The organism is Herbaspirillum rhizosphaerae, assembly GCF_001189965.1.
Classification (GTDB): Bacteria; Pseudomonadota; Gammaproteobacteria; order Burkholderiales; family Burkholderiaceae_D; genus Herbaspirillum; species Herbaspirillum rhizosphaerae.
The window spans coordinates 190392-213159 of record NZ_LFLU01000005.1 but is presented as its reverse complement, the minus strand read 5'-3'; the positions used below and the strand labels follow the sequence as shown (position 1 = coordinate 213159).

At 60.4% G+C, this 22768-nt stretch carries 21 protein-coding genes; 10 read left to right on the top strand and 11 right to left on the bottom strand.

Annotation, left to right across the window (positions count from 1 at the left end; genetic code table 11):
* Positions 1–212 precede the first annotated feature (212 nt).
* Complete coding sequence (locus AKL25_RS09950; RefSeq protein ID WP_050477487.1) at positions 213–641, top strand: hypothetical protein; 429 nt, start codon at positions 213–215, stop codon at positions 639–641.
* A gap of 105 nt (positions 642–746) precedes the next feature.
* Here the strand turns inward: AKL25_RS09950 and ybiB are convergent, their stop codons facing one another.
* Positions 747–1721, bottom strand: coding sequence for a DNA-binding protein YbiB (gene ybiB / locus AKL25_RS09945; RefSeq protein WP_050477486.1), 975 nt, complete (start codon positions 1719–1721; stop codon positions 747–749).
* A 147-nt stretch (positions 1722–1868) separates the two neighbouring features.
* Between ybiB and tsaD the strand changes: the two genes are divergently transcribed.
* Entirely contained in the window at positions 1869–2915 is a 1047-nt protein-coding gene (gene tsaD / locus AKL25_RS09940; RefSeq protein ID WP_050477485.1) for a tRNA (adenosine(37)-N6)-threonylcarbamoyltransferase complex transferase subunit TsaD, read from the top strand.
* A gap of 55 nt (positions 2916–2970) precedes the next feature.
* A complete protein-coding gene (locus AKL25_RS09935; RefSeq protein ID WP_050477484.1) occupies positions 2971–3627 on the top strand; it encodes an RNA-dependent RNA polymerase family protein in 657 nt (218 codons plus the stop codon).
* Between the two features lie 31 nt (positions 3628–3658).
* Here the strand turns inward: AKL25_RS09935 and plsY are convergent, their stop codons facing one another.
* The 4 genes from plsY to AKL25_RS09915 all read right to left on the bottom strand — a co-directional run bounded on the left by plsY (position 3659) and on the right by AKL25_RS09915 (position 6404).
* Entirely contained in the window at positions 3659–4267 is a 609-nt protein-coding gene (gene plsY, locus AKL25_RS09930; RefSeq protein ID WP_007876612.1) for a glycerol-3-phosphate 1-O-acyltransferase PlsY, read from the bottom strand.
* A 67-nt stretch (positions 4268–4334) separates the two neighbouring features.
* Complete coding sequence (gene ybaK / locus AKL25_RS09925) at positions 4335–4829, bottom strand: Cys-tRNA(Pro) deacylase (RefSeq protein ID WP_050477483.1); 495 nt, start codon at positions 4827–4829, stop codon at positions 4335–4337.
* 62 nt (positions 4830–4891) lie between these two features.
* A complete protein-coding gene (gene xerD, locus AKL25_RS09920) occupies positions 4892–5917 on the bottom strand; it encodes a site-specific tyrosine recombinase XerD (RefSeq protein WP_240475695.1) in 1026 nt (341 codons plus the stop codon).
* Entirely contained in the window at positions 5907–6404 is a 498-nt protein-coding gene (locus tag AKL25_RS09915; RefSeq protein WP_050477482.1) for a methylated-DNA--[protein]-cysteine S-methyltransferase, read from the bottom strand. The genes xerD and AKL25_RS09915 overlap by 11 nt, the downstream gene beginning before the upstream one ends.
* An 81-nt stretch (positions 6405–6485) precedes the next feature.
* On the opposite strand from AKL25_RS09915, the gene AKL25_RS09910 reads away from it, so the two are divergent.
* On the top strand, positions 6486–7133 hold the full coding sequence (locus tag AKL25_RS09910; RefSeq protein WP_050477481.1) for a VOC family protein: 648 nt from the start codon (positions 6486–6488) through the stop codon (positions 7131–7133).
* Positions 7134–7501: 368 nt separating this feature from the next.
* On the opposite strand, the gene AKL25_RS09905 is transcribed toward AKL25_RS09910, so the two are convergent.
* From AKL25_RS09905 to AKL25_RS09895, 3 genes are all read right to left on the bottom strand, one after another.
* Entirely contained in the window at positions 7502–8782 is a 1281-nt protein-coding gene (locus AKL25_RS09905) for a TRAP transporter large permease (RefSeq protein WP_050477480.1), read from the bottom strand.
* The gene (locus tag AKL25_RS09900) at positions 8779–9339 is read right to left on the bottom strand and encodes a TRAP transporter small permease (RefSeq protein WP_205627230.1); all 561 of its coding nucleotides are present in this window, start codon (positions 9337–9339) and stop codon (positions 8779–8781) included. Before AKL25_RS09900 ends, AKL25_RS09905 begins: the two co-directional genes overlap by 4 nt.
* Positions 9340–9472: 133 nt before the next feature.
* Positions 9473–10477, bottom strand: a complete 1005-nt coding sequence (locus AKL25_RS09895) for a TRAP transporter substrate-binding protein (protein ID WP_050477478.1) — start codon at positions 10475–10477, stop codon at positions 9473–9475.
* Positions 10478–10672: 195 nt separating this feature from the next.
* Here AKL25_RS09895 and AKL25_RS09890 point away from each other — a divergent pair, with 195 nt between their 5' ends.
* The 3 genes from AKL25_RS09890 to AKL25_RS09880 are packed head-to-tail and all read left to right on the top strand — an operon-like array spanning position 10673 to position 14233.
* Positions 10673–12688, top strand: coding sequence for a two-component system sensor histidine kinase NtrB (locus AKL25_RS09890; RefSeq protein ID WP_050477477.1), 2016 nt, complete (start codon positions 10673–10675; stop codon positions 12686–12688).
* Between the two features lie 51 nt (positions 12689–12739).
* The gene (locus tag AKL25_RS09885; RefSeq protein WP_050477476.1) at positions 12740–13330 is read left to right on the top strand and encodes a response regulator transcription factor; all 591 of its coding nucleotides are present in this window, start codon (positions 12740–12742) and stop codon (positions 13328–13330) included.
* Positions 13331–13342: 12 nt separating this feature from the next.
* Positions 13343–14233 carry an AEC family transporter gene (locus AKL25_RS09880; RefSeq protein ID WP_050477475.1) on the top strand — a complete coding sequence of 297 codons (891 nt, stop codon included), beginning with the start codon at positions 13343–13345 and terminating at the stop codon, positions 14231–14233.
* 124 nt (positions 14234–14357) lie between these two features.
* On the opposite strand, the gene AKL25_RS09875 is transcribed toward AKL25_RS09880, so the two are convergent.
* Positions 14358–16787 carry a penicillin acylase family protein gene (locus AKL25_RS09875; RefSeq protein WP_050477474.1) on the bottom strand — a complete coding sequence of 810 codons (2430 nt, stop codon included), beginning with the start codon at positions 16785–16787 and terminating at the stop codon, positions 14358–14360.
* Positions 16788–16825: 38 nt separating this feature from the next.
* Entirely contained in the window at positions 16826–17902 is a 1077-nt protein-coding gene (gene queG, locus AKL25_RS09870; protein ID WP_050477473.1) for a tRNA epoxyqueuosine(34) reductase QueG, read from the bottom strand.
* A gap of 55 nt (positions 17903–17957) precedes the next feature.
* Here queG and tsaE point away from each other — a divergent pair, with 55 nt between their 5' ends.
* The 3 genes from tsaE (at position 17958) to AKL25_RS09855 (ending at position 21901) form a co-directional block, all read left to right on the top strand.
* Complete coding sequence (tsaE, locus tag AKL25_RS09865; protein WP_050477472.1) at positions 17958–18452, top strand: tRNA (adenosine(37)-N6)-threonylcarbamoyltransferase complex ATPase subunit type 1 TsaE; 495 nt, start codon at positions 17958–17960, stop codon at positions 18450–18452.
* Positions 18416–19768, top strand: a complete 1353-nt coding sequence (locus tag AKL25_RS09860; RefSeq protein ID WP_050477471.1) for an N-acetylmuramoyl-L-alanine amidase — start codon at positions 18416–18418, stop codon at positions 19766–19768. Before tsaE ends, AKL25_RS09860 begins: the two co-directional genes overlap by 37 nt.
* Positions 19769–20152: 384 nt before the next feature.
* Entirely contained in the window at positions 20153–21901 is a 1749-nt protein-coding gene (locus AKL25_RS09855; RefSeq protein WP_083444630.1) for a methyl-accepting chemotaxis protein, read from the top strand.
* A gap of 39 nt (positions 21902–21940) precedes the next feature.
* On the opposite strand, the gene AKL25_RS09850 is transcribed toward AKL25_RS09855, so the two are convergent.
* Positions 21941–22588: a VTT domain-containing protein gene (locus AKL25_RS09850; protein ID WP_050477469.1), complete on the bottom strand. Its 648-nt coding sequence runs from the start codon at positions 22586–22588 to the stop codon at positions 21941–21943.
* Positions 22589–22768 lie beyond the last annotated feature (180 nt).

Below are 22768 nucleotides of genomic sequence, written 5' to 3'. Positions count from 1 at the left end.
AATTGCGTTACCGGCCTGAAAGTCTTGCTGGGCGTCATGTTGACAGATTCAGACACGTTACAATTGTTATCTATCAGTCAAGTTAAAAATAAGACAAGATGAACAAAACGAGGCCGCAATTTGCCGAGTTGATTACAAGTCACATCCTCCGCGTAATTATTCAGAAACGCAAACGTACCCAATTTTTAGCTACTAGGCAGTAACTTCCCGTCATGGAAAACGCGAACGAAAAATTTGCAAAACGACTGCGCGCCTCGATGGAAAAAGCGGGATATGAGCCTAAGCCTGCAGTCCTGGAACGCGAGTTCAATTTGCGCTATTGGGGGAAACCGATGACGTTGCACGGTGTGCGTCGTTGGCTTCTCGGTGAATCAATGCCGAATCAGGACAAGCTGGAGACGCTTGCCGAGTGGTTGATTGTCACGCCGCAACATCTGCGCTTCGGCGAAGAAATCGGCAAGCGCATCGACAAGCGCCGCGCGCGCTGGGAAGAAGCCATCGGCTACCGCGAAAGGGAAGCGTTCGAAGCCTTCATCAATCTTCCTGCGCCGCAACGCAAGATCGTCAAGGAAGTAATCTTTGCCTTCGCGCAAATCACGGCGCCTGTGGTCGCCAAGGCCGGCACAAAAACCAAAGCCTGATTGCGGCATCACCAGCACAATAAAAAAAGATACGAGTACTGCAGCCCTGCTCGCTTACCTGACGCCGCCATCTCGCCGACGGCTGATCGGCACTGCTGCGGCAGCTTACCGCGCAGCAATCTCCGCAGCGACGGCAACGCAATGTTCCACTTGTTCAACAATTGCTTCAGGCACAGATTTCTCACCGGCCAACACGGCCTTGATCCAGCGCGCGGTCGCCTCGGCATCGCGGCCTTCCGGCAAGTCCGGAATCTCTTCCGCCACTTTTTGTTTTTCCACCAGCAGCGTGCGTTCGCCGGCATGGAACCAGTCGATCTGTTGCGCCCGACGCGCGTTGGCGACCGTCTCGCCTTCGGTGCCGCGCATCAGGAAAGCATCGCCGCGTTCATGCGGCGCAGCGGTGACGAAATAGCTGGCCAGCATTTCCAGGTATTCGGGATGCGTGTAAGACGTCAGACGCAATGCCGGACCGGCGAAGGGCTGCATGATCTTGACCAGCGTATGCGTGGAGTTGCGCACGCCCAGCACGCGCCGCATCGCCAGCATGCGCGCCATCTTCGGCGCCAGCGACTGGATCGGCATGAACGCCGGTTCGCCGCGCGCCAATGCCGCTTGCGCCGCGTCGACATCGTGGGCGTGATGCATGCCTAGCGCTTCGAAAATCTCTGCGCTGGTGACGCGCTGCGGGTCGTGCGTCACGCCATGCATCAGCACCGGTACGCCTTCACGCGCCAGCAACAAGGCCAGCAGCGGTGTCAGGTTGGCCATGTGGCGCGAACCGTTGTAGCTGGGAATGACGACCGGCGCGTAGTTTCCGGGCGGCGCCTGCAGCGGCGTGAACGAAGCTTCGGAGGCATCCAGGAAGCCGGCGATTTCTTCCACCGACTCGCCCTTGACGCGCATCGACAGCAAGATGGCGCCCAGCTCAAGATCGCTGACGCGGCCGTCCAGCATCGCGCCGTACAGCAGCGCCGCATCCTCGCGCGACAAACTGCGCGCGCCGTCCTTGCCGCGACCGATCTCTTTGATGAAGCGGGCCGCTGCCAGCATTTCTGTGCCTGAGTCCTTTGCATCCGTCATGTTTTACTCTCGTCCATTGCGCTCATTTTTCATGTGCGCAAGGGTACACCAAGCGGCATTCCTTGTGCGCAGCCGGGGCCAGCCGCGCCTTTCCTTTACAATAGCGCCTTCGAACGCATCGGCGTTCTCACTGTTTCCCCTGCTGCAATGATAGTTCTCGGTGTCGAATCCTCCTGCGATGAAACCGGCCTGGCGTTATACGACACGCAAAAAGGCCTGCTCGCCCACGCCCTGCATTCGCAAATCGCCATGCACGAGGAGTACGGCGGCGTCGTCCCCGAGCTGGCCTCGCGCGACCACGTGCGGCGCGCCATTCCCTTGCTAAAGCAGGTCTTCGAAAAAAGCGGCATCGCCCACAGCGACATCGACGCCATCGCCTACACGCAAGGTCCCGGACTGGCGGGCGCCTTGCTGGTCGGCGCTTCGGTCGCCTGCGGACTGGGGCTGTCGCTGGACAAGCCGGTGTTCGGCGTGCATCATCTGGAAGGTCATTTGCTGTCGCCGCTGCTGTCGTCCGATCCGCCGCAGTTTCCCTTTGTCGCCTTGCTGGTGTCCGGCGGTCACACGCAATTGATGCGCGTGGATGGCGTCGGCCGCTATGAACTGCTCGGCGAGACGCTCGACGACGCTGCCGGCGAAGCCTTCGACAAGTCGGCCAAGCTGCTCGGCCTCGGCTATCCGGGCGGACCGGCGATTTCGCGCCTGGCGGAATTCGGCGAGCCCGGCGTGTATCAGTTGCCGCGCCCGATGCTGCACTCCAAGAACTTCGACTTCAGCTTCTCTGGCCTGAAGACTGCCGTGCTGACGGTGGTCAAGAATCAGACCACAAATATCTGCGAACAGGACAAGGCCAACATCGCACGCGCCTTTGTCGACGCCATCGTCGACGTGCTGGTCGCCAAGTGCATGAACGCGCTCAAGCACACCGGCATGAAGCGCCTGGTGATCGCCGGCGGCGTCGGCGCCAACAAGCAATTGCGCGAAGCCCTGAACGCTGCGGCGGCCAAGCGCCGTTATCAGGTGTTTTATCCGGAACTGGAGTTCTGCACCGACAACGGCGCGATGATCGCCTTCGCCGGCGCCATGCGCCTGCAGGAACATCCCGAAGCCGCCAGGCGCGACTACGCCTTCAGCGTGCGGCCGCGCTGGCCGCTGGATGAACTCAATCAAGAAACAAGGACTATCTCCCCGTAATACGATTCCCCCAGGAAACACCCCCGGCTAAGATGCGTCCTTTTTTCAGAAAAAGATGTCTCATAGCGACTTTGAAGCTTTCGCGATCAAACACAAAGCCAAATTCAAAAGAATCTCGGCTGCCACAAAAGGGGAATATGAAGCGGAAGATGTGATCGGCGAAGCGTGGCTGATGGCCGAAAAGATGCGTATCAAACAGGGATCGGAAATCGATTTCCATAACCCGGCCCACATCGATTTGCTATTCAGCTATCTCTACCAGCACCTGGTGAATTACACGGAGAAACAAGTGCGCATGGCGGTGCGGCTGGACGCCTGGGATTACGGCGACGATCCGGAGCACGACTGTCACCCTTTGCTCAATAAGCTAAGCAGCGACAATGCAGATAATCCATTGACCGTATTGGAGTTGAAAGAAACGGCTGCTGCAGAACACGCCGTCAACCCGCATCATTCACGCGCCGCGGCCTATCTCAAACTTCTTGGGCACTGCGACAACAACATTGCACAGCTTGCCAACTATCTGCTGATTTCCACATCCTGGTGCTACCGCTGCTATAACCGGGCCAAACACACAGTGGAACGGCAAAGGCAATTGCCGGAGACAATGAAGACTGATTTCATGCCGCGAACATGGCGCAAATTCCAGCTGTTCCGCAAAATGTCGCCGCAACAACGGTCGTTTAATTTTCTGTTGCCCTGGGAAGGCTAATCATCCCTCGGGCCATGCGACCGCTTGCAGCCTACTTCTTCTTCGAACCGATCTTGCTTTCCTTGCCGGCCAGCAGATTGGCGATGTTCTTGCGATGACGGTAGATCAGCAAGGCGCTCATTGCCAGCACCGCCAGCAGGATGCCGTCGGCGCTGCCGAACAGCAGGCCGTAGTAGAACGGCGCAAACACGCTGGCGATCAGCGCCGCCAGCGAGGAATAACGGAAGGCGTAAGCGATCACCAGCCAGGTCACCAGCGTCGCCACGCCGAGCCAGACGTTCAGCGCCAGCAAGATGCCCAGCGCCGTCGCCACGCCCTTGCCGCCGACGAAGCGGAAGAACACCGGCCACAGATGACCGAGGAAGACCGCGATCGTCACCAGCGCGATGCCGGTGTCGTCGACGCCGTATTGCGGACCGAACTTCATCGCCAGCCAGACTGCCAGCCAGCCTTTGAAACCGTCGCCGATCAGGGTCAGTACGGCAGCCTTCTTGTTGCCGCTGCGCAGGACGTTGGTGGCGCCGGGATTCTTGGAGCCGTAGGTGCGCGGATCGGACAGGCCGAAGGCTTTGCTCACCACTACGGCGAAGGAAATGGAGCCGATCAGGTAGGCCGCGATTGCAAACAATACTGTATTCATCTGTTCCTCTATTACTCTTTTGTTTTCTTCTCTGTGCCGCCTCTTTATTGCAGCGGCTTTGGGTTGCTTATTCTTCCAGCGCGCAGTGTACAGGTTTGCCGGACAAGACCCTGGCAATCACCTCCGGCGCGATGCCGATCAGGAAACCGCGACGCCCGCCGTTGATGTAAATCTTCGGCAATTCGAGGATGCTGCCTTCCACATACACCGGCATGGCCTTGCGCGTGCCGAACGGCGAGGTGCCGCCGATCAGGAAGCCGGAATGGCGGTTGGCCACCTCGGGCTTGCAAGGCTCCACCGATTTGCAGCCGATCTGGCGCGCCAGGTTCTTGGTCGAGACCTTGCGGTCGCCGTGCATCAGCACCAGCATCGGTTTGGCGGCTTCGTCCTGCATCACCAGCGTCTTGACCACGACGTGTTCGTCCACGCCCAGCTCGCGCGCCGACACGCTGGTGCCGCCATGTTCTTCGTAGGCGTAAGGATGTTCGGTAAAGGAAATGCCCTGCTTGCGCAAGAATTGCGTGGCGGGAGTTTCGGAGATGTGGTCTTTTTTGGAGCTCATTTGATACGCTTGCGGAACCCGGAGTTGGCGCACATTATGCCACCACTTTTACCTCTGCCCGTTCAACCGCGAGGATGATGTTCGGCGTGCAATTTCTTCAATCGTTCGCGCGCCACGTGGGTATAAATCTGGGTGGTCGAAATATCCGCATGCCCCAGCAGCAGCTGCACCACGCGCAAGTCGGCGCCGTGGTTGAGCAGATGCGTGGCGAAGGCATGGCGCAAGGTGTGCGGCGACAGCGGTGCGCGAATGTCGCCCTGCATGGCGTATTTCTTGATCAGCGTCCAGAACATCTGGCGCGTCATGGCGCCGCCGCGTGCGGTGACGAACAGGGCATCGTCGATCTGGCCTTCCAGGATCAGCGGGCGGCCTTCGCGCAGGTAACGCTCGATCCAGCTGCGCGCTTCTTCGCCGAAGGGCACCAGGCGCGTTTTGTTGCCCTTGCCGGTGATGCGCAGCACGCCTTCGTTCATGCCGACTTCCACCGACTTCAGCAATACCAGTTCCGACACGCGCAAGCCGCTGGCGTACATCAGCTCCAGCATGGTGCGGTCGCGCAGGCCCAGCGGCGTGGAGACGTTCGGCGCGGCCAGCAGCGCATCGACCTGGCCTTCCGACAACACCTTGGGAAAGCGCGGCGGCTGCTTGGCCGAACGCAGGCGCAGGCAGGGATCCTGGGTGATGCGATTCTGGCGCAACGCCAGCAGGAAGAAGCGCTTGAGCACCGCCAGCCGGCGATTGGCCGAGCTGGCCTTGGTGTCGGCATGGCGCGCGGCGAAATAAGCGTTGAGATCGTCCGCGGTGGTCGCCAGCAGATCCTTGCGGCGTTGCGTCTGCAGCCAATGTGCGAACAGCGTCATGTCGCGCCGGTAGGCTTCCAGCGAATTCTTGGCGAGGCCGTCTTCCAGCCAAAGCGTGTCGCAAAACTCGTCGATGGCGGCCAGGCTGGCGCCGGTGGCTTCGACCTTGGGGGCTTTGCCGCTGGCGACCTTGCGCGGCTTGGCTGCAGGCCTCTGTGCGGGCTTGGCGGCCTTGGTCGCCTTGACCGGCTTGATCGGTTCGGCGACCTTGTCTGCTTCAATAGCCATCGACACCTTCGTGCGCCAGCAGCCAGCGTTTCACGCTCAGGGGAAAGCCGTCTTCGTCGTCATGATGCGAGAAACCGCCGAGTCCGCCCGACGCTGTTACGCGATGGCAAGGAATCACCAGCGAAAACCAGTTGGCGCCGCAGGCCTGCCCTACCGCACGCGGCGCCGACCGGATGAATTTGGCGATCTGGCCGTAAGTACGCACCTCGCCGCACGGAATCGACGAAATCGCAGCCCAGACCTTGCGCTGAAATTCGGAGCCGGTCTCGGCCAACGGCAGCTTGAACTTGTAGTCCGGTTTGTCGATGTAACGCAGGATCTGTTTGGCGGCCTTGTCGGCCAGCGCGTCGGTGGCGTCTTTTTCGCGGAAGTGCTTGGGCAGGTACACCATCTCCTGAATCACGCCCGCCGAGGTGCGGATGCCGATGCCGCCGAACGGTACGTGTACGATGGCAGAAAAAATATCGCCCGCCTGGGTATTCTTCATCATTCAGACATATAAATGGAATACGCTATTTAAGCACATCGTCGCCGGTCCCTGCCAATCCTACGAAAGAACAAGACGCCCATGCCAGTCAGCCACGCCGATCACCTCGTCATCACCGCCCCCACGCTCGCCGAAGGGATTGCCTACATCGAACAGACGCTGGGCGTGTCGCCGCAAGCCGGCGGCGAACATGTCCGCCTGGGCACCCACAACGCCCTGCTGAAACTGGGACGCGGGTTTTACCTGGAGGTGATTGCGATCAACCCGGCCGCGCCGCCGGCCGACCGTGCGCGCTGGTTCGGGCTGGATCATCTGGCCGCAGGCAGCAAGCCGCGCCTGGCAAGCTGGGTGGTGCGCACCGACGACATCGAGGCGGCAGCGGCAGCGTCGGAAATTCCGCTGGGCCCGGTCGAAGACATGAGCCGCGGCGCGTTGCAATGGCGCATCACCATTCCGCTGGACGGCAAGCTGGTGATGAACGGCGTGATGCCCAGCCTGATCCAGTGGAGCAGCTCCAGCCATCCGACCGACAACATGCAGGATCAGGGCTGTTCCCTGGCGAAGCTGGAAGGTTTTCATCCCGAGGCCGAAGTCATCACGGAAAACCTCAGGCTGATCGGCCTGCAAAGCCAGATCGCCATGCATCGTCCGGCCGCCGGGCAGACGCCGCACCTGCTGGCGCTGATACAGACGCCGACCGGCATGCATCCGCTCGGGCTGTCGGGCTGAATGCAAGAGCAGAAGACGAACCCGGCGCACAAAATAAAAAAGGCGCATCTCACGATGCGCCTCAAACTAACCCCTGTGCGTTCCGGCCGTTTCAACAGTCTCTTGAACCCACGTCTCCTCAGTATCCTCGGTATCAATACCGTTTGTTATGTATCACCCACTTAAAATTCTATTTTTAAAGCATGACCGACAACAATACTGCGACTACAAATTCTGACGTCTTTCCAGACGAAGGTCGCACTTTAACAGTACTTGTTCTGCATTCAAAGTAATTTTTGCGCAAACGAAAAACATACTTTTCAACAACATCTCACCAAAACAACAATGCCGCCAGAAGCCCCTGTCTACGGGCCCCGGCGGCAATTGCATCAGTCAAATACCAGGTTCGGCAACCACAGCGAAATCTGCGGCACGTAGGTCACCAGCGCCAGGAACGCCAGCATCGTCAGCAGCCATGGCATGACCGCCACGGTCAGCTCGGTGATACCCATCTTGGTGATCCCGGAGGCCACGTACAGATTCAGGCCGACCGGCGGATGGCACATGCCGACTTCCATGTTGACCACGATCAGGATGCCGAAGTGCACCGGATCGATGCCCAGCTTCATCGCCACCGGGAACAGGATAGGCGCCATGATCAGCACGATCGAAGACGGTTCCATCACGTTGCCGGCCAGCAGCAGCAGCACGTTCACCACCAGCAGGAAGGTGATCGGACCCAGGCCGCTGTCGGTGATCATCGCCGCCATTGCCTGCGGGATGTTTTCGCTGGTCACCAGGAAAGAGAACAGCACCGCGTTGGTGATGATGTACAGCAGCATCGCCGACATCGAAGCGGAGTCCAGCAAGACCTTGGGCACCTGCTTCAGGCTCATGTCCTTGTAGACGAACACCGCAATGATGAAGGCATACACCGCCGCCATCGCCGCCGCTTCCGTCGGCGTGAACACGCCGGTGTAGATGCCGCCCATCACGATCACGATCAGGAACAAGCCCCAGCCGCTCTTGCGGAACGCCGCGCCGCGCTCAGCCCAGCTCGCCTTGGGCAAGCGGGGGTAGTTGTGCTTGCGCGCCAGATACCAGGTCGTCAGGCCGAGCAGGAACGCCAGCATCAGACCCGGCACCACACCGGCCATGAACAGCTTGCCCACCGAGGTATTGGTCGAGACCGAGTACATCACCATCACGATCGACGGCGGAATCAGGATGCCCAATGCGCCCGAGGTCGTGATCACACCCGCGCCGAACTTGTTCGGGAAGCCCTGGCGCACCATCGCCGGCAGGATGATCGAACCGATCGCCACCACGGTAGCAGGCGACGAGCCGGACACCGCGGCAAACAAGGCGCAGGCCATCACGCCCGCCAACGCCAGACCGCCGTGCCAGTGACCGACCATGGCCGTGGCGAAGTTAATCATGCGCCGCGCCACACCGCCGTGGGTGAGGAAATTGCCGGCCAGGATGAAGAACGGAATCGCCATGATTTCGAACTTCTCGATCCCGGTAAACAACTTCAGCGCCACCGACTGGATCGGCACGTCGGTCATCGTGAACAGGAAGGTCAATACCGTCAGGCCGAGCGAAATCGAGATCGGCATGCCGGTCAGCATCAGGCCGAACAGCAGGATAAAGATAATGGCTGCGTTCATGCTTTTTCTCCTTTGATTTCTTCGTCCAGACCTTCGACGTAAGCGTGGTCATGTTTAGGCAATTCACCGGTCTTGATGAACGCCCATGCCACCTGGAGAAAACGGAAACACATCAGGTACGAACCCAGCGGCACCGCCAGGTAGACGATCCACATCGGCACTTCCATGACTTCGGAAGTGCTGGAATGCTGGCTGATTTCCCAGACAAATTCTGCACCGAGGGTGCCGACGATGCCGGTGAACAAAGCGCCGGCAAGCAGGCCGAACACCACGAACTTGTTGCGCCATGGCGTGTTCATCCGATTGATCAGCACATCGACGCCGACGTGGATGCCGGTACGCACGCCGTAAGCGGCGCCGAACTTGGCCATCCAGACGAACATGTAGATACACAGCTCCTGGGCCCAGCTGGTGTTGATCTGGATCAGTTCGTCCTGCAGCCAGGGGATCGGCAAACCGGAAGCATAGCGGTGCACCACCGCGATAAAGATAATGACGGTCGCCGCCGCCATCAGGAATGCAATGAGCCACTCTTCCAAGTGGTCGAGAAATTTCAACATCGTGTCTCCTCAGTGGGTGGGAAAGTAAAACTTGCCCTTCCCTGCCAGTATTTTTTCGGCGCGGTACAGGGAATTTCCTGCACTGCGCCGAACGTTCTTAGAACATTTTTATTTCTGACTGATATACGACTTATTTCTGGCCTAACGCCGCCGCTTCCTTGTTCACTGCAGCGATCAGGTCCTTGCCGATACGGTCGGCCATTTGCGTCTGCACCGGCGCCAGGGCTTTGCGCCATTCGGCCTTTTCCTTGTCGTTGAGGGTATAGATAGTGGTCTTGCCGGTCTTTTGTACGGCAGCCAGCGCGGCGTCGTTCTCTTGCTGAGCGATGGCATTGGCGTACTTGGTGGCATCCTTCATCGCGCCTTCCAGTGCGGTGCGGATATCAGGCGGCAAGCCGTCCCAGAACTTCTTGTTGACGATGACCGCATAGCCCAGGTAGCCGTGATTGGAGATGGTCACGTGCTTCTGCACTTCGTGCATCTTCTGGGTGTACAAGTTGGATGGAGGATTCTCGGTGCCGTCGACCACGCCGGTCTGCAGCGCCTGATACACCTCGGAGAAGGCCAGCACTTGCGGATTGGCGCCCAGTGCGCGCATCTGCGCGTCCAGCACCTTGGACGACTGGATACGCATCTTCAGGCCGCGGAAATCGGCCGGCACGTGCAGCGGCTTGTTGGCCGACATAACCTTGAAGCCGTTATCCCAATACGCCAGGCCGGTGATGCCCTTCGGCTCCAGCTTCTTGAACAGATCCTTGCCGATCGGACCTTCGGTCACGCGATACAGCACTTCCTTGCTCGGGAAAATGTACGGCAAGTCGAACACTTCGAATTCTTTCACGCCCAGCGGACCGAACTTGGCCAGCGACGGCGCCAGCATCTGCACCGCGCCCAGTTGCAGCGCTTCCAGTTCTTCCTTGTCCTTGTACAGCGTGCTGTTCGGATAGACCTCGACCTTCACGCGGCCTTTGGTGGCTTTCTCGGCCAGTTCCTTGAAACGCTCGGCGGCTTTACCCTTCGGCGTATCGTTGGCCACCACGTGGCTGAATTTGATCAGGATAGGCGCCTGTGCGCAGGCATTACCGGCAATAATCGCCGCTGCAGAAAGTGCAAATACCAATGACTTGAGTTTCATTGTCGTCCCCTTTTTGGTTATAGAAATAGGTAGTCACAATTTTGACTTGAGCGCATTTTGCCATGAGGGAATTTCAAGACAAGTGTGGATAACCACAATTTGCATGGTGCATCGCATCATCTTCCCGACTCGTCCCATCGCGCCGTAAGCACGCTAAACTAGCCGCACTTCATCTCCATCGACAAACAGGGCGCCATGACCCCGCCGCAAATTTCTTCGCCCTCTCACCTGCTGTCGCCCGGACGCCGTCATCTGCTGCGCTGGGCCATGCCCATCCTGCTGGTGCTGCTGTTCCTGATGACGTTGATCTGGCTGCCGCGCCAGGCGCAGCAAATGGAGTCCAGCGAGCGGCAGGAGCAACTGATCGCCGACTCGTTGTGGGTCGAACAGGCCATCCGCTTCCAGCTCAGCCGCGACGACGAGAGCATGCGCCTGATCGCGCGTGAAATCGTCGGCGATCATCTGAAGAAGGAGCAGTTCCGCACGCGGCTGAACGCGCTGCTGCGCAACAACCGCGAGTTCTATCGCGTCACCTGGTTCAACGCCGACGGCAAACCCGTGGCCTCGACCGACGATTTCCCGGTGGCGCGCAATGCGCTATCGGCGCCGTCGCAGCAAACCGAAGAACATTCCCGCACCATTCGCAGACCGCTGTATAGCGCGCCGGCCGTACCGCCCGGCATCGCCGAACCGACCCTGATGGACTACCACATCCCGCTATTCCGCGATCACCACTACGTCGGCAGCGTCGTGGCCAGCTATTCGGTCTCGCGCGTGCTCAATGAAATGGTGCCGTGGTGGTTTGCCCAGGACAACGAAATCGTCCTCACCGACACCGACGACAAAGTCGTGGCGCGCCGCACCGCCGGCGGTCCCGGCCTGAACGTCTATACCCATCGCCGCGAGCTGGAGTTGCCGGGCCTGACCCTGCGCCTGCACACCAACAGCACCAAGAGCGCACCCAAACTGCTGCCGAACCTGCTGGTCGGTTCGGTCATCGTGCTGTCGCTGGGCCTGCTGTGGAGCCTGTGGGCGCTGTGGCGCGACATCAACCGCCGCATGACGGCCGAAGACGCGCTGGTCAATGAAGTCTCCTTTCGCAGCGCGATGGAAAACTCGCTGGTGACCGGCATGCGCGCGCGCGACCTGGAAGGCCGCATCACCTACGTCAACCCGGCCTTCTGCAAGATGGTCGGCATTGCCGCCGACGAGCTGGTCGGCAAGATCCCGCCCATGCCCTACTGGGCGCCGGAAGCGATGGACGAATACCAGGAACGTTTTTCCAAGGTGCTGGCCGGACGCGTCACGCCGCAATTCGAAACCATCTTCCAGCGCATCGACGGCGAACGTTTTCCGGTGCTGATTTTCGAATCGCCGCTAGTGGACCAGAACGGCAAGCAAACCGGCTGGATGGGTTCCATCCTCGACATCAGCGACCGCAAACGCGCCGAAGACCTGAATCGCATGCAGGAAGAAAAACTGCAGGCCAGCGCGCGCCTGGCCTGCATGGGCGAAATCGCCTCGACGCTGGCGCACGAGCTGAACCAGCCGCTGGCGGCCATCTCCAGCTACACCACCGGCGCACTCAACATGATGCAGAACGGCACGCTCGATCCGGCCTCGCTGCAACCGGCGCTGGAAAAAATCAACACCCAGGCCCAGCGCGCCGGCAACGTGATCCGCAGCGTGCATCAGTTCGTCAAGAAGCGCGAACCGGAACGCCAGCCGATTTCCATCAAGAGCATCGTCGACAACGTCACGCCGCTGATCGAACTGCAGGCGCAGCAATTCCTGGTGGTGCTGCAGACCGCCATCCCCGCCAACCTGCCGAACGTGCTGGGCGACGCCGTGCTGCTCGAACAGGTGCTGCTGAACCTGACCCGCAACGCCATCCAGGCGATGGCGGCCATCTCGCCGGAGCGCCGCATCCTGCGCATTGCCGCCGCGCCGGATCGCAACACTTCGTCGTCGCAGTCCAGCCAGCAGGCTATCGTCGTCTCCGTGATCGACCAGGGACACGGGATTCCGCCCGAGGTTGCGGCCGGCCTGTTTTCACCGTTTTTCTCGACCAAGGCCGAGGGCATGGGCATGGGTCTGAACATCTGCCGCACCACCATCGAATTCCACGGCGGCACGCTGACCTATGCCAACAATCCCACAGGAGGTACAATCTTCCGCTTCTCCCTGCCTGCTCAGGGTTCCGCCAATTGAATAAAAATAAAGACGCCCGCCGAGGCAGAGCGTCGCAAACTCATTCATCCGATGCTGCACATTGTTGACGACGAAGAAATCATTCGCGACTCGCTCACATGGCTGGCGCAATCGCGCGCCATCGCGGCGACCGCCTACGCCGGCGGCGCTGAATTTCTGGCAGCGATGGAACAGGCCGGCGACTTCGACGCGCAAGGCGAATGCATTTTGCTGGACGTGCGCATGCCCGATCAAAGCGGCGTGGCGCTGTTCGATACGCTGAAGAGCCGCGGCATCACGCGGCGGCGTCCGGTGATTTTTCTGACCGGCCACGGCGACGTGCCGATGGCGGTCGACATGCTCAAGAACGGCGCCTTCGACTTCTTTGAAAAACCTTTCAACGACAACCAGCTGATGGACCGCGTGCTGGAAGCCCTGCAGGCATCGCTGGCAACCGGCGAACAGGATGCCGTGCGTGTGCGGCTCGAAGCGCTGTCGACGCGCGAGCGCGAAGTGCTGGACCTGATCCTGGCCGGCAAGATGAACAAGATCATCGCTGACGAACTCGGCATCAGCATGCGCACGGTGGAAGTCCACCGCGCCCATATTTTCGACAAGATGAACGTCAAGACCGCAGTCGAACTGGCGCGTCTGCTCAAGTAAACATACAACACCATGCAAGTTGCTTCGCTCCTCCTCCCCGATTTCACGCTCATTCTGATGGGCGTGGTGATTTACCGCATCACCGACTGGGGCGACGCCTTTTGGGCCGGCATGGAAAAGATGGTGTACTACCTGCTGTTCCCGGCGCTGCTGTTTTACTCGACCGCGCGCCTGCAGCTGCACCTGGAAACCACCGGAAAATTCCTGCAGGTCGGCGTGCTGGCGCTGCTGGCCGGCATCGCGCTGACATGGATAGGCAAACCCTTCATCAAAGCCAGCCCGATGACCTACGAATCAGGCATGCAGACAGCCTTTCGCTTCAATTCCTACATCGCATTGGCGATCGCCTCGCGCCTGGCCGGCGAACAAGGCGTGGGGCTGATGGCGCTGCTGATCGGCTTCGGCGTGCCCCTCTGCAACATGGCCGCCGTGCATGCGCTGGCGCATCGCAGCGGCAACCTGTTCAAGGAACTCGGCAAGAATCCGCTGCTGATCGCCACCGGCTCGGGCCTGCTGTTCAGCCTGTGCGGCCTGACCCTGCCGGAAGTCGCCGGCGCCGTGCTGTCGCGATTGGGCAGCGCCTCGATTGCGCTTGGCTTGCTGATGGTCGGGGCTGGCCTGCGCTTGTCGGGCATGCGCGAAGGCAAGCTGATGTCGGCCTATTTCACCGCCATCAAATTGTTGGCCGTACCGGCCGTCGCCTATTGCCTGGGACGCTGGATGGGCCTGCCGGACCTGCAGCTGCAAATCGTCGTGCTGTTCTGCTCGCTGCCGACGGCGTCGAGCTGCTACATCCTCGCTGCGCGCATGGGAGGCAACGGGCCGGTGACGGCCTTCCTGATCTCACTGGGCACGCTGGTGTCGGCGGTGACGATTCCGTTCTGGCTGACGCTGGTGCATTGATTGCGGCGCCTTCCTGCTCCGCCCTGTCTCTCCAGCGAAAGCCGGAACCCAGCGACCTCAAGACACCGGGTCCCGGCTTGCGCCGGGACGACAGCATCTCGTTGACTGACTTACTTCACACGCTTTACCTGGCAGGCTCCAGCACGATCCTCTGCGTCGTCGCCTTCTCCACCGCCTTGCGCGAATACAGCAGCGGGAAGTATTCGCCGTTCAGCCACTTGTCGGCCAGATCGCGGTAATGCGGGCTGTCCGGATCGCCCGATTGTCCCGGTGAATTGACGGCCACCGACTTGTCCCAGTTGCCGACGTCGACCACCACGCGGAACGACGGGCCATTGGTCTGACGGAAGTCGCTCGGGCGATAGGTCGACTGGTTCGGCGAATACGCGCCGCCGTGCTTCGGCAACGGACCGACATTCAGCCTGGCGCGTGTCGCGTCGTCCACCACACCGGCCAGCGGATGCTCCATCAGATTGTGATGCAGCTTGCCCCATTGCCATTTGCTGGCGTCGTCACCCTGCAGTTTGACCATCTCGGCATACGCGCCGCTGAGGCTGGCAAGCATGATCTCGTCGCGCTTCTTCGCCGCGTCGGCGGCGTTGCTTCCCAGGCGTGTCTGCGGCTGCTCCAGCGTATCGAGCACGACCGCCACGTCGGGTGCCCCCATGGCTGCGGCGGCTTCCTTGCTCAGGACTGCGTCCTTGAAGGCCTTGCCGAGATGGCGCGTCAGCCAGACCTCATACAGCGCGGCTTGCGGCGAATCGACGCGTTCGACATAGTCCCAGCCGTTGAACACGTTCAATGCCGCCTGCGTCTGCGCATCGGATGAAGACAGCGGTTTGAGCAGCGTCGCCAGACGGCGCGCCGGAATCGACAAGTCGTCGTTCTGCAAACGCATGGAATCCTTCAGCGATACCTTTTTCAGCGACGCCAGCACTTCGCTGATACGGGTGAAGCGTGAATTGTTGGTCCATTCGAAACCGAGCTTGCGCTCCTGATACGGATAGTCGTCCGGCAGGTTCATCTGATTGGCGGAGGCGAACCAACCCTTCTTCGGATTGTAGGTCGACGGCAGCTGATCGCCGCTCCAGAATCCGTTCCATTCGTAACGTCCGTCGCCCGGCACCGGCATCAGGCCGTCCCAGTTGGGACGCTTGGGCGCGAGGCCGCCCGGCACCCAGCCGATGTTGCCTTTGACGTCGGCATAGACCTGATTCTCGGTCGGCGCGCCCCAGTTGAGCATGGCGCGCTTGAAGGATTTGAAATTCTTCGCGCGCATGTAATCGATGCTGCCGAAGTAAGGCGACATGCCCGGCTCCAGCCAGCCCGAGCGCACCGCGAAGGCGCGGTTCTTTTCTTTTTCGACGAAGATCACCGGACCGTGACGCGTGAAAGTCAGATCGGCAGTGACCGGTGCGCCGCCCTTGACCTCGATCTGCTCGTGCAACACGGTGAACGGTTCCCACTTGCCCTGGTATTTGTACTCGTTCGGATTGTCGGGATTGAGCTCGTAGACGTAGAGGTCTTCCTGGTCGATGTTGAAAATCGTGAGGCCGAAAGCGATGGTGCCGTTGTGGCCGATGGAAATGCCCGGCAAGGCCGGTTCGCCGGCGCCGATGACGTTCATGCCGGGCGCGCTCAGATGCGTGATGTAACGCAGCGACGGTGCGGAGTAAGCACGATGCGGATCGTTGGCCATGATGGCGCGGCCGGTGGCGGACTTCGACGGCGCCACCACCCAGTTGTTGCTGCCTTCCATGGTTTCTTCGAGGTTTTCCGCGGCAGCGATTTGGATGCTGTCGCCGTGATCGTCCGCCCGGGCATTCAAACTGTCTTTGGTGATCTTGACGTTTTGCGTGGCCAGCTGGAATACCTTGAGCAAGTCTTTCGGCAGGCAGGGATCGAGCCCCTCCGGCATCGTCGCCTCCCATTTCGGCGTCAGGCCGAAGCGGATCTCGTCGGACTTGAGATCGGCCTTGCAGGCGACGTTGGCGCGCGCCACTTCGCTGGTCAGATTGCGCGTCAGGCCGTGGCTGCGGATGCGCACCACGTCTTCCGGACGCCATCGTGCAGGCAGATAGGCGAGTTGTTTGAATTCATAGGGAAGACGCTCAGAATGGGCGGTGACGAAATCGACGTAGGCGTTGATGCCGGCGACGAAGGCAGTCGCCACGCGCTGCGATTCCTTGCCGTAGGAATCCCATTCGCGCTGCATGTCGCCGCGATACAGGAACAGCCGCGTGGCCTGGTCCTGCGCCACATAGGCGGGACCGAACACTTCCGACAGTTGGCCCAGGCCGCGGCGGCGCCACAGGTCGATCTGGAACAGGCGATCGCGCGCCGCATTGAAGCCTTGCACGAAAAAGGCGTCGGTCTGGCTGGCGGCGTAGATGTGCGGCACGCCCCATTTGTCGATGAGGATTTCGGCCTTCTTGTACAGGCCGGCGACCTGCAGGGTTTCAGTGGCGGCATCGTTGGCCGCGGCATGCGCCAGCGACATGGCGGCGCAACCGGTCAACAGCAAGGCCAGCGAGAGCGGTTTCAGTTTTGACATCTCTTGTCTCCATCTTTGTTTTTTGTGGAGACAACACTTTACAAGGAATGTCGCTCCAGCGCCCATTCGACATGCTCGCGCACGAGCGCGGAAGGATGTGCGAGCCGCGCTTGCAAAGCCGCGACGATGGCCGGTTCGCCTTTGTGCGTCGCGGCGGCGTTGCCAAGACCGACCGCCATGTTGCGCAACCAGCGTTCATGCCCGACGCGGCGGATCGCGCTGCCCTCGGTGTTGCGGTTGAAGTCGTCTTCGCTCCAGTTCAGCAGCTCGATCAGCGAAGCGCTGCCGAGGCCGTGACGCGCGTCGAAGTCGGGCAAGGTCGAGGTTTGCGCGAACTTGTTCCACGGGCAGTACAGCTGGCAGTCGTCGCAGCCGTAGACCCGGTTGCCGATCAGGCTGCGCAGCTCCACCGGGATGCTGCCCTTGAGTTCAATGGTGAGGTAAGAAATGCAACGGCGTGCATCGAGTTCGTAAGGCGCGACGATGGCCTGGGTCGGGCAGACGTCGATGCAGCTGCGGCATTGCCCGCAATGCGGCGTGACCGGTTCGTCGACCGGCAGCGCCAGGTCGGTGAACAGTTCGCCGAGGAAGAACATGGAGCCGGCTTCGCGGTTGAGCAGCAAGGTGTGCTTGCCGCGCCAGCCGAGGCCGGATTTTTCCGCCAGGGCGACTTCCATCACGGGCGCGGAGTCGGTGAAGACGCGATAGCCGAAGCTGCCGATTTCGTTTTCGATGCGGCCGGCCAGTTGCTGCAATCGCGCGCGCAGCACCTTGTGATAGTCGCGCCCGCGGGCGTACAGCGAGACCACCGCGGCGCTGCCGTCGGCGCCGCGCGCTTCTTCCCGTTCCCGCCAGTCGGGCGACGTCGCGCGCGGCAGGTAGGGCATGCGCGCGGTGATCACGCGCACCGTGCCCGGCACCAATTCCGCAGGCCGGGCGCGCTTCATCCCGTGGCTTGCCATATAATCCATCTCGCCGTGGTAACCCTTGTCGAGCCACGCCTGAAAACCGGCTTCCCGATGCGACAGATCGACATCGGCAATGCGCAGGTCGGCGAACCCGAGTTCGCGCCCCCAGGCTTTGATGGTGTCGGCAAGTGCTACCAGGTCAGTCATCGCATCACAGTCATTACGTCTTTACACAAAATTTTTGCAGCCTTCTTCGCCATCCATGCCGCCTGAACATATCCGACACACCCATTTGCAGGACGAAGCCGGCACCGCTGCGCTGGGCGCCGCGCTGGCGCAAGTGCTGGAGCCGGGCATGGCGATCTATCTGCACGGCGACCTCGGCGCCGGCAAGACCGCCCTGACGCGCGCGCTGCTGCACGCCGCCGGCTATGCAGGCCGCGTCAAAAGCCCGACTTACACGCTGGCCGAGCCCTACCCGGTCAAGCTCGCAGACCGCATGGTAACCGTTATCCACTTCGACCTCTACCGCATGGCCAGTCCGGAAGAGTTCCTGGAGGCGGGTTTTCGTGAACATTTCAACGAAAACAGCGTCTGTATCATCGAATGGCCGGAAAAAGGCGAGCCAGTGTTGCCCGCCCCCGACATCCATATTTCGCTAACGGTTGCAGGACACGGACGTGATGTAGAATTACGAGCGTTGTCTGACAAGGGTCATCAATGCCTCGCTCGACTGAAATTCGCACCAAATCTCTGATATCCAAGACTCGCCGCACCATCCTGAAGGCAGGCGGCACGCTCCTCGTCTCCGTATTGACTCCCATGCCGGCGCTGGCATCGCAAATTCTGGCGGTGCGCGTGTGGCCTTCCGACGACTATACCCGCGTCACGCTGGAAAACGACAGCAACCTCAAGGTCACCCATTTCGTCGTCAAGAATCCGGAACGCCTGGTGGTCGACATCGAAGGCATCGACCTGAATTCGACACTGAAAGACCTGGTCGCCAAGATCCAGCCCAACGATCCCTACATCAAGCAAGTCCGCGTGGGCCAGAACCGCCCCAGCGTAGTGCGCCTGGTGTTCGACCTGAAGGACGAAATCAAGCCGCAGGTGTTCACGCTGGAACCGGTCGGCGAATACAAATACCGCTTCGTCATCGATCTGTATCCGGCCAACCCGCCCGATCCGATCGCCGCGCTGATCCAGAAGGGCAACTGGCCCAAGGATCAGCAGACCGAGATCAAACCGCCGCTGGCCGAAGCCAGGCCGGACGCCAAACCCGCGCCGCAAGCACAAGCGCAGGATGACGATCCGCCGCAGGTCGCCAAGGCCAGGCCGCAGGACGACACCAAGCTGCAACTGACGCGCATGATCACCATCGCGCTCGACCCCGGCCACGGCGGCGAAGATCCCGGCGCCATCGGCAGCCGCGGCAACCGCGAAAAAGACGTGGTGCTGTCGATCGCCAAGCGCCTCAAGAAAAAGATCGAAGAACAGCCGAACATGCGCGTGATGCTCACCCGCGACGCTGATTTCTTCGTGCCGCTGGGCATGCGCGTGCAAAAGGCGCGCAAGGTGCAGGCCGATTTGTTCATCTCGATCCACGCCGACGCCTTCGTGCAACCGACCGCGCGCGGCTCGTCAGTGTTTGCCTTGTCGGAAAAAGGCGCCAGCTCGACCGCTGCGCGCTGGCTCGCCAACAAGGAAAACGCGGCCGACATGATCGGCGGCGTCAACATCAAGACCCACGACAAGCAACTGGCGAGCGTCCTGCTGGACTTGTCGACCACGGCCCAGATCAACGACAGCCTGCGCATCGGCAACGCCGTGCTCAGGGAAATCGGCGGCATCAACAAGCTGCACAAGGGCGCCGTCGAACAAGCCGGTTTCGCCGTGCTGAAAGCGCCGGACATCCCGAGCATCCTGATCGAGACGGCGTTCATCTCCAATCCGGAAGAAGAAGCCAAGCTCACCGACAACAGTTATCAGGATGACATGGCCGACGCCATCATGACCGGCATCAAGAAATACTTCTCCAAGAATCCGCCGCTGGCCAAGAACAAGCTGACCTGATCTGATTCAGATCTGACTTACGTACAGTAACGACACGCTCCCGATGCCCCCCGCATCGGGAGTTTTATTTTGCGCCCTCCCCTGGCCTCCAATATTTCTCCCGCGTAACCGATTTGCGATTGTTTTACGTACTTCTTGCAAACAGATCGGTATAAGCACGTCATTTCCCCGCATGGCCGACCGAAGCGGCAATCGTATGATGGTTCCGGAGTCTGATTACGCTTAGACAGCGCTATTTATTTGCTTCTTGTCCATCCATGAACAATGATGGAAGAGCAGCCCCGCGCTCGCAGCAATATTCTTTGCTCAAATTTTTCATCACGTCGTAGCCGCATTGCCCGGCAGCACCGCCCGATTCTTTTCAAACAGCAACATTGTCATTGCATGTTTTACAGAGGGGAGAAACACGTGAAGATTGCCAACATTACGATCAGCAGCCGTCTCTGGCTCGGATTCGGTCTGCTCATGCTGCTCATGGTCGCGATGGCCGTGGTCGGGGTCAACCGGCTATCGCAGCTCAACCGCCAGATGAACGACGTCATTCATGACAAATACCCCAAGACCGTCATCGCCGGCGACATCATCGACCAGCTCAATCTGGTGGCGCGTTCGGTGCGCAATATCCTGCTGCTCAAAGACGCCCAGCAGATCAAGAGCGAAAGCGACCGCATCGTCGGCGCCGAAAAAGCCATCCAGACCCAACTGGCCGAACTCGACAAGCGCCTGACCGACGACCAGAGCCGCACGCTGCTGGCCAATCTGCTGACCGCGCAAAAGAACTACCTGGAAAAACGCGACCAGGTGCTCAAGCTGGTCGCCGAAGGCACCAAGGAAGGCGCGATCGATCTGCTCATCAGCGACGTGCGTCCGGTGCAGAGCGCCTACATGGGCGCAGTCGAGAAATTGATCAAACAACAACACGAAATGATGCAGGCTTCCGGCGAAGAAGTTGATCGCAATTATCAGCACGCCAGCAACATGCTGATTTTGCTGGCGGCGGTCGGGCTGGCGATGGCCGGCTTCATCGCCTTCACGATTACGCGCAGCATCACCAGGCCGCTCAACCGCGCCGTCGCCGTGGCGAAAACCGTGGCGGCCGGCGACCTGACTTCCGAGATCGACACCAGCGGCAAGGATGAGACCGCGCAGTTGCTGGGCGCGCTCAAGACCATGAACGACAACCTGCAAAGCATCGTGCGCCAGGTGCGGCGCGGGACCGACACCATCGCCACCGCGACGACGGAAATCGCCAGCGGCAACCTCGACCTCTCCTCGCGCACCGAGCAGCAGGCCGGTTCGCTGGAAGAAACCGCCTCCGCCATGGAACAGCTCACCTCCACCGTGCGCCAGAACGCCGACAACGCGCGCCAGGCCAACCAACTGGCGGTGTCGGCATCGGAAGTGGCGATGCAGGGCGGCAGCGTAGTCGGCAAGGTGGTCCACACCATGGAGTCGATCAATGAATCGTCGAAGAAGATCGTCGACATCATCAGCGTAATCGACGGCATCGCCTTCCAGACCAATATCCTGGCATTGAACGCGGCAGTGGAAGCGGCGCGCGCCGGCGAGCAGGGACGCGGCTTTGCGGTGGTCGCCTCCGAGGTGCGCAGCCTGGCGCAACGCAGCGCCTCCGCCGCCAAGGAAATCAAAACCCTGATCAACGATTCCGTGGAAAAGGTCGGCAACGGCAGCAAGCTGGTCGAGCAAGCCGGCCATACCATGGAAGAAGTGGTCTCCAGCGTGCGGCGCGTGACCGATATCGTCGGCGAGATCACGTCGGCCGGACAAGAGCAAAGCGACGGCATCGAACAGATCAACCATGCCATCACCCAGATGGACGAGACCACGCAGCAGAACGCCGCACTGGTCGAACAGGCCGCTGCTGCTGCGCAATCATTGCAGGATCAGGCCAGCCATCTGGCGCAGGTAGTGGGCGTCTTCAAACTGGATGAACGCCAGCTGATCGGCGAGCCCTCAGCGCCGGCGACCTCGGTGCAACCGGCACATCCTGTCCGCACGGCACGCGACATCACGCCGCGGCCGCCGACAGTCGGCGCGACGCCGGCCAGGAAGCTGGTAACCAGCAAGGCAAGCGCCCCCGGCACCGCCGATGCGCACTGGGAGGAATTTTAAGAAAACAGGAGACGGCGTGAGGAAAAGCCCGGCGCAGATTTATTTGCGCCGGCCGAACTTGCGATAGAACTGCCACAAGCCGCCCAGGATGATCGGCAAGATGGCGGCGGCGATGCCGATCAGCACCAGCGTATTGAGATTCTGGCGCACCCACGGCAGGTTGCCGAACAGGTAGCCGAACACCACCAGCCCGACCACCCACAGCAAGGCGCCGATGATGTTGAAGAACTGGAACTTGATGAAGGTCATTTCCGAGACGCCGGCAATGAATGGTGCAAAGGTGCGGACGATGGGCGTGAAACGGGCCAGGATGATGGTTTTGCCGCCGTGCTTTTCGTAAAAAGAGTGGGTCTTGGCCAGCGCTTCCGGATTCAGCCAGCGGTAATTGTGCGTAAAGACCCTGTGTCCGATCGCACTGCCTATCCAATAATTGAGCGTGTTGCCGGTGATGGCGGCGACCACCAGCAGGAACATCAGCAGCCAGATATTCATCGCGCCGGTAGCGCAGAAGGTGCCGGCAATGAACAGCAGCGAATCGCCGGGCAGAAACGGCAGCACCACCAGGCCGGTTTCGCAGAAGATAATCAGGAACAGCACTACATAAATCATCGTGCCGTATTGCTCTATCAGGATGCCGAGGGACTTGTCGACGTGCAACAGCACATCCAGTAACTGCAAGTAATCCATACACTCATTTCATTGATCGCGGCCAACGCGGGAAAGCCCCTATCACCGACTGTTGCCGACTATTCATTACGCTCAGTTGCTCTTGATTACTCTTCCATGCTGCGCCGGAATCATACACTACTCATCCTTTCGCCTTGCCATCAACGCAAAAGCGGATGCCAACGGAACAGAATGACGGGA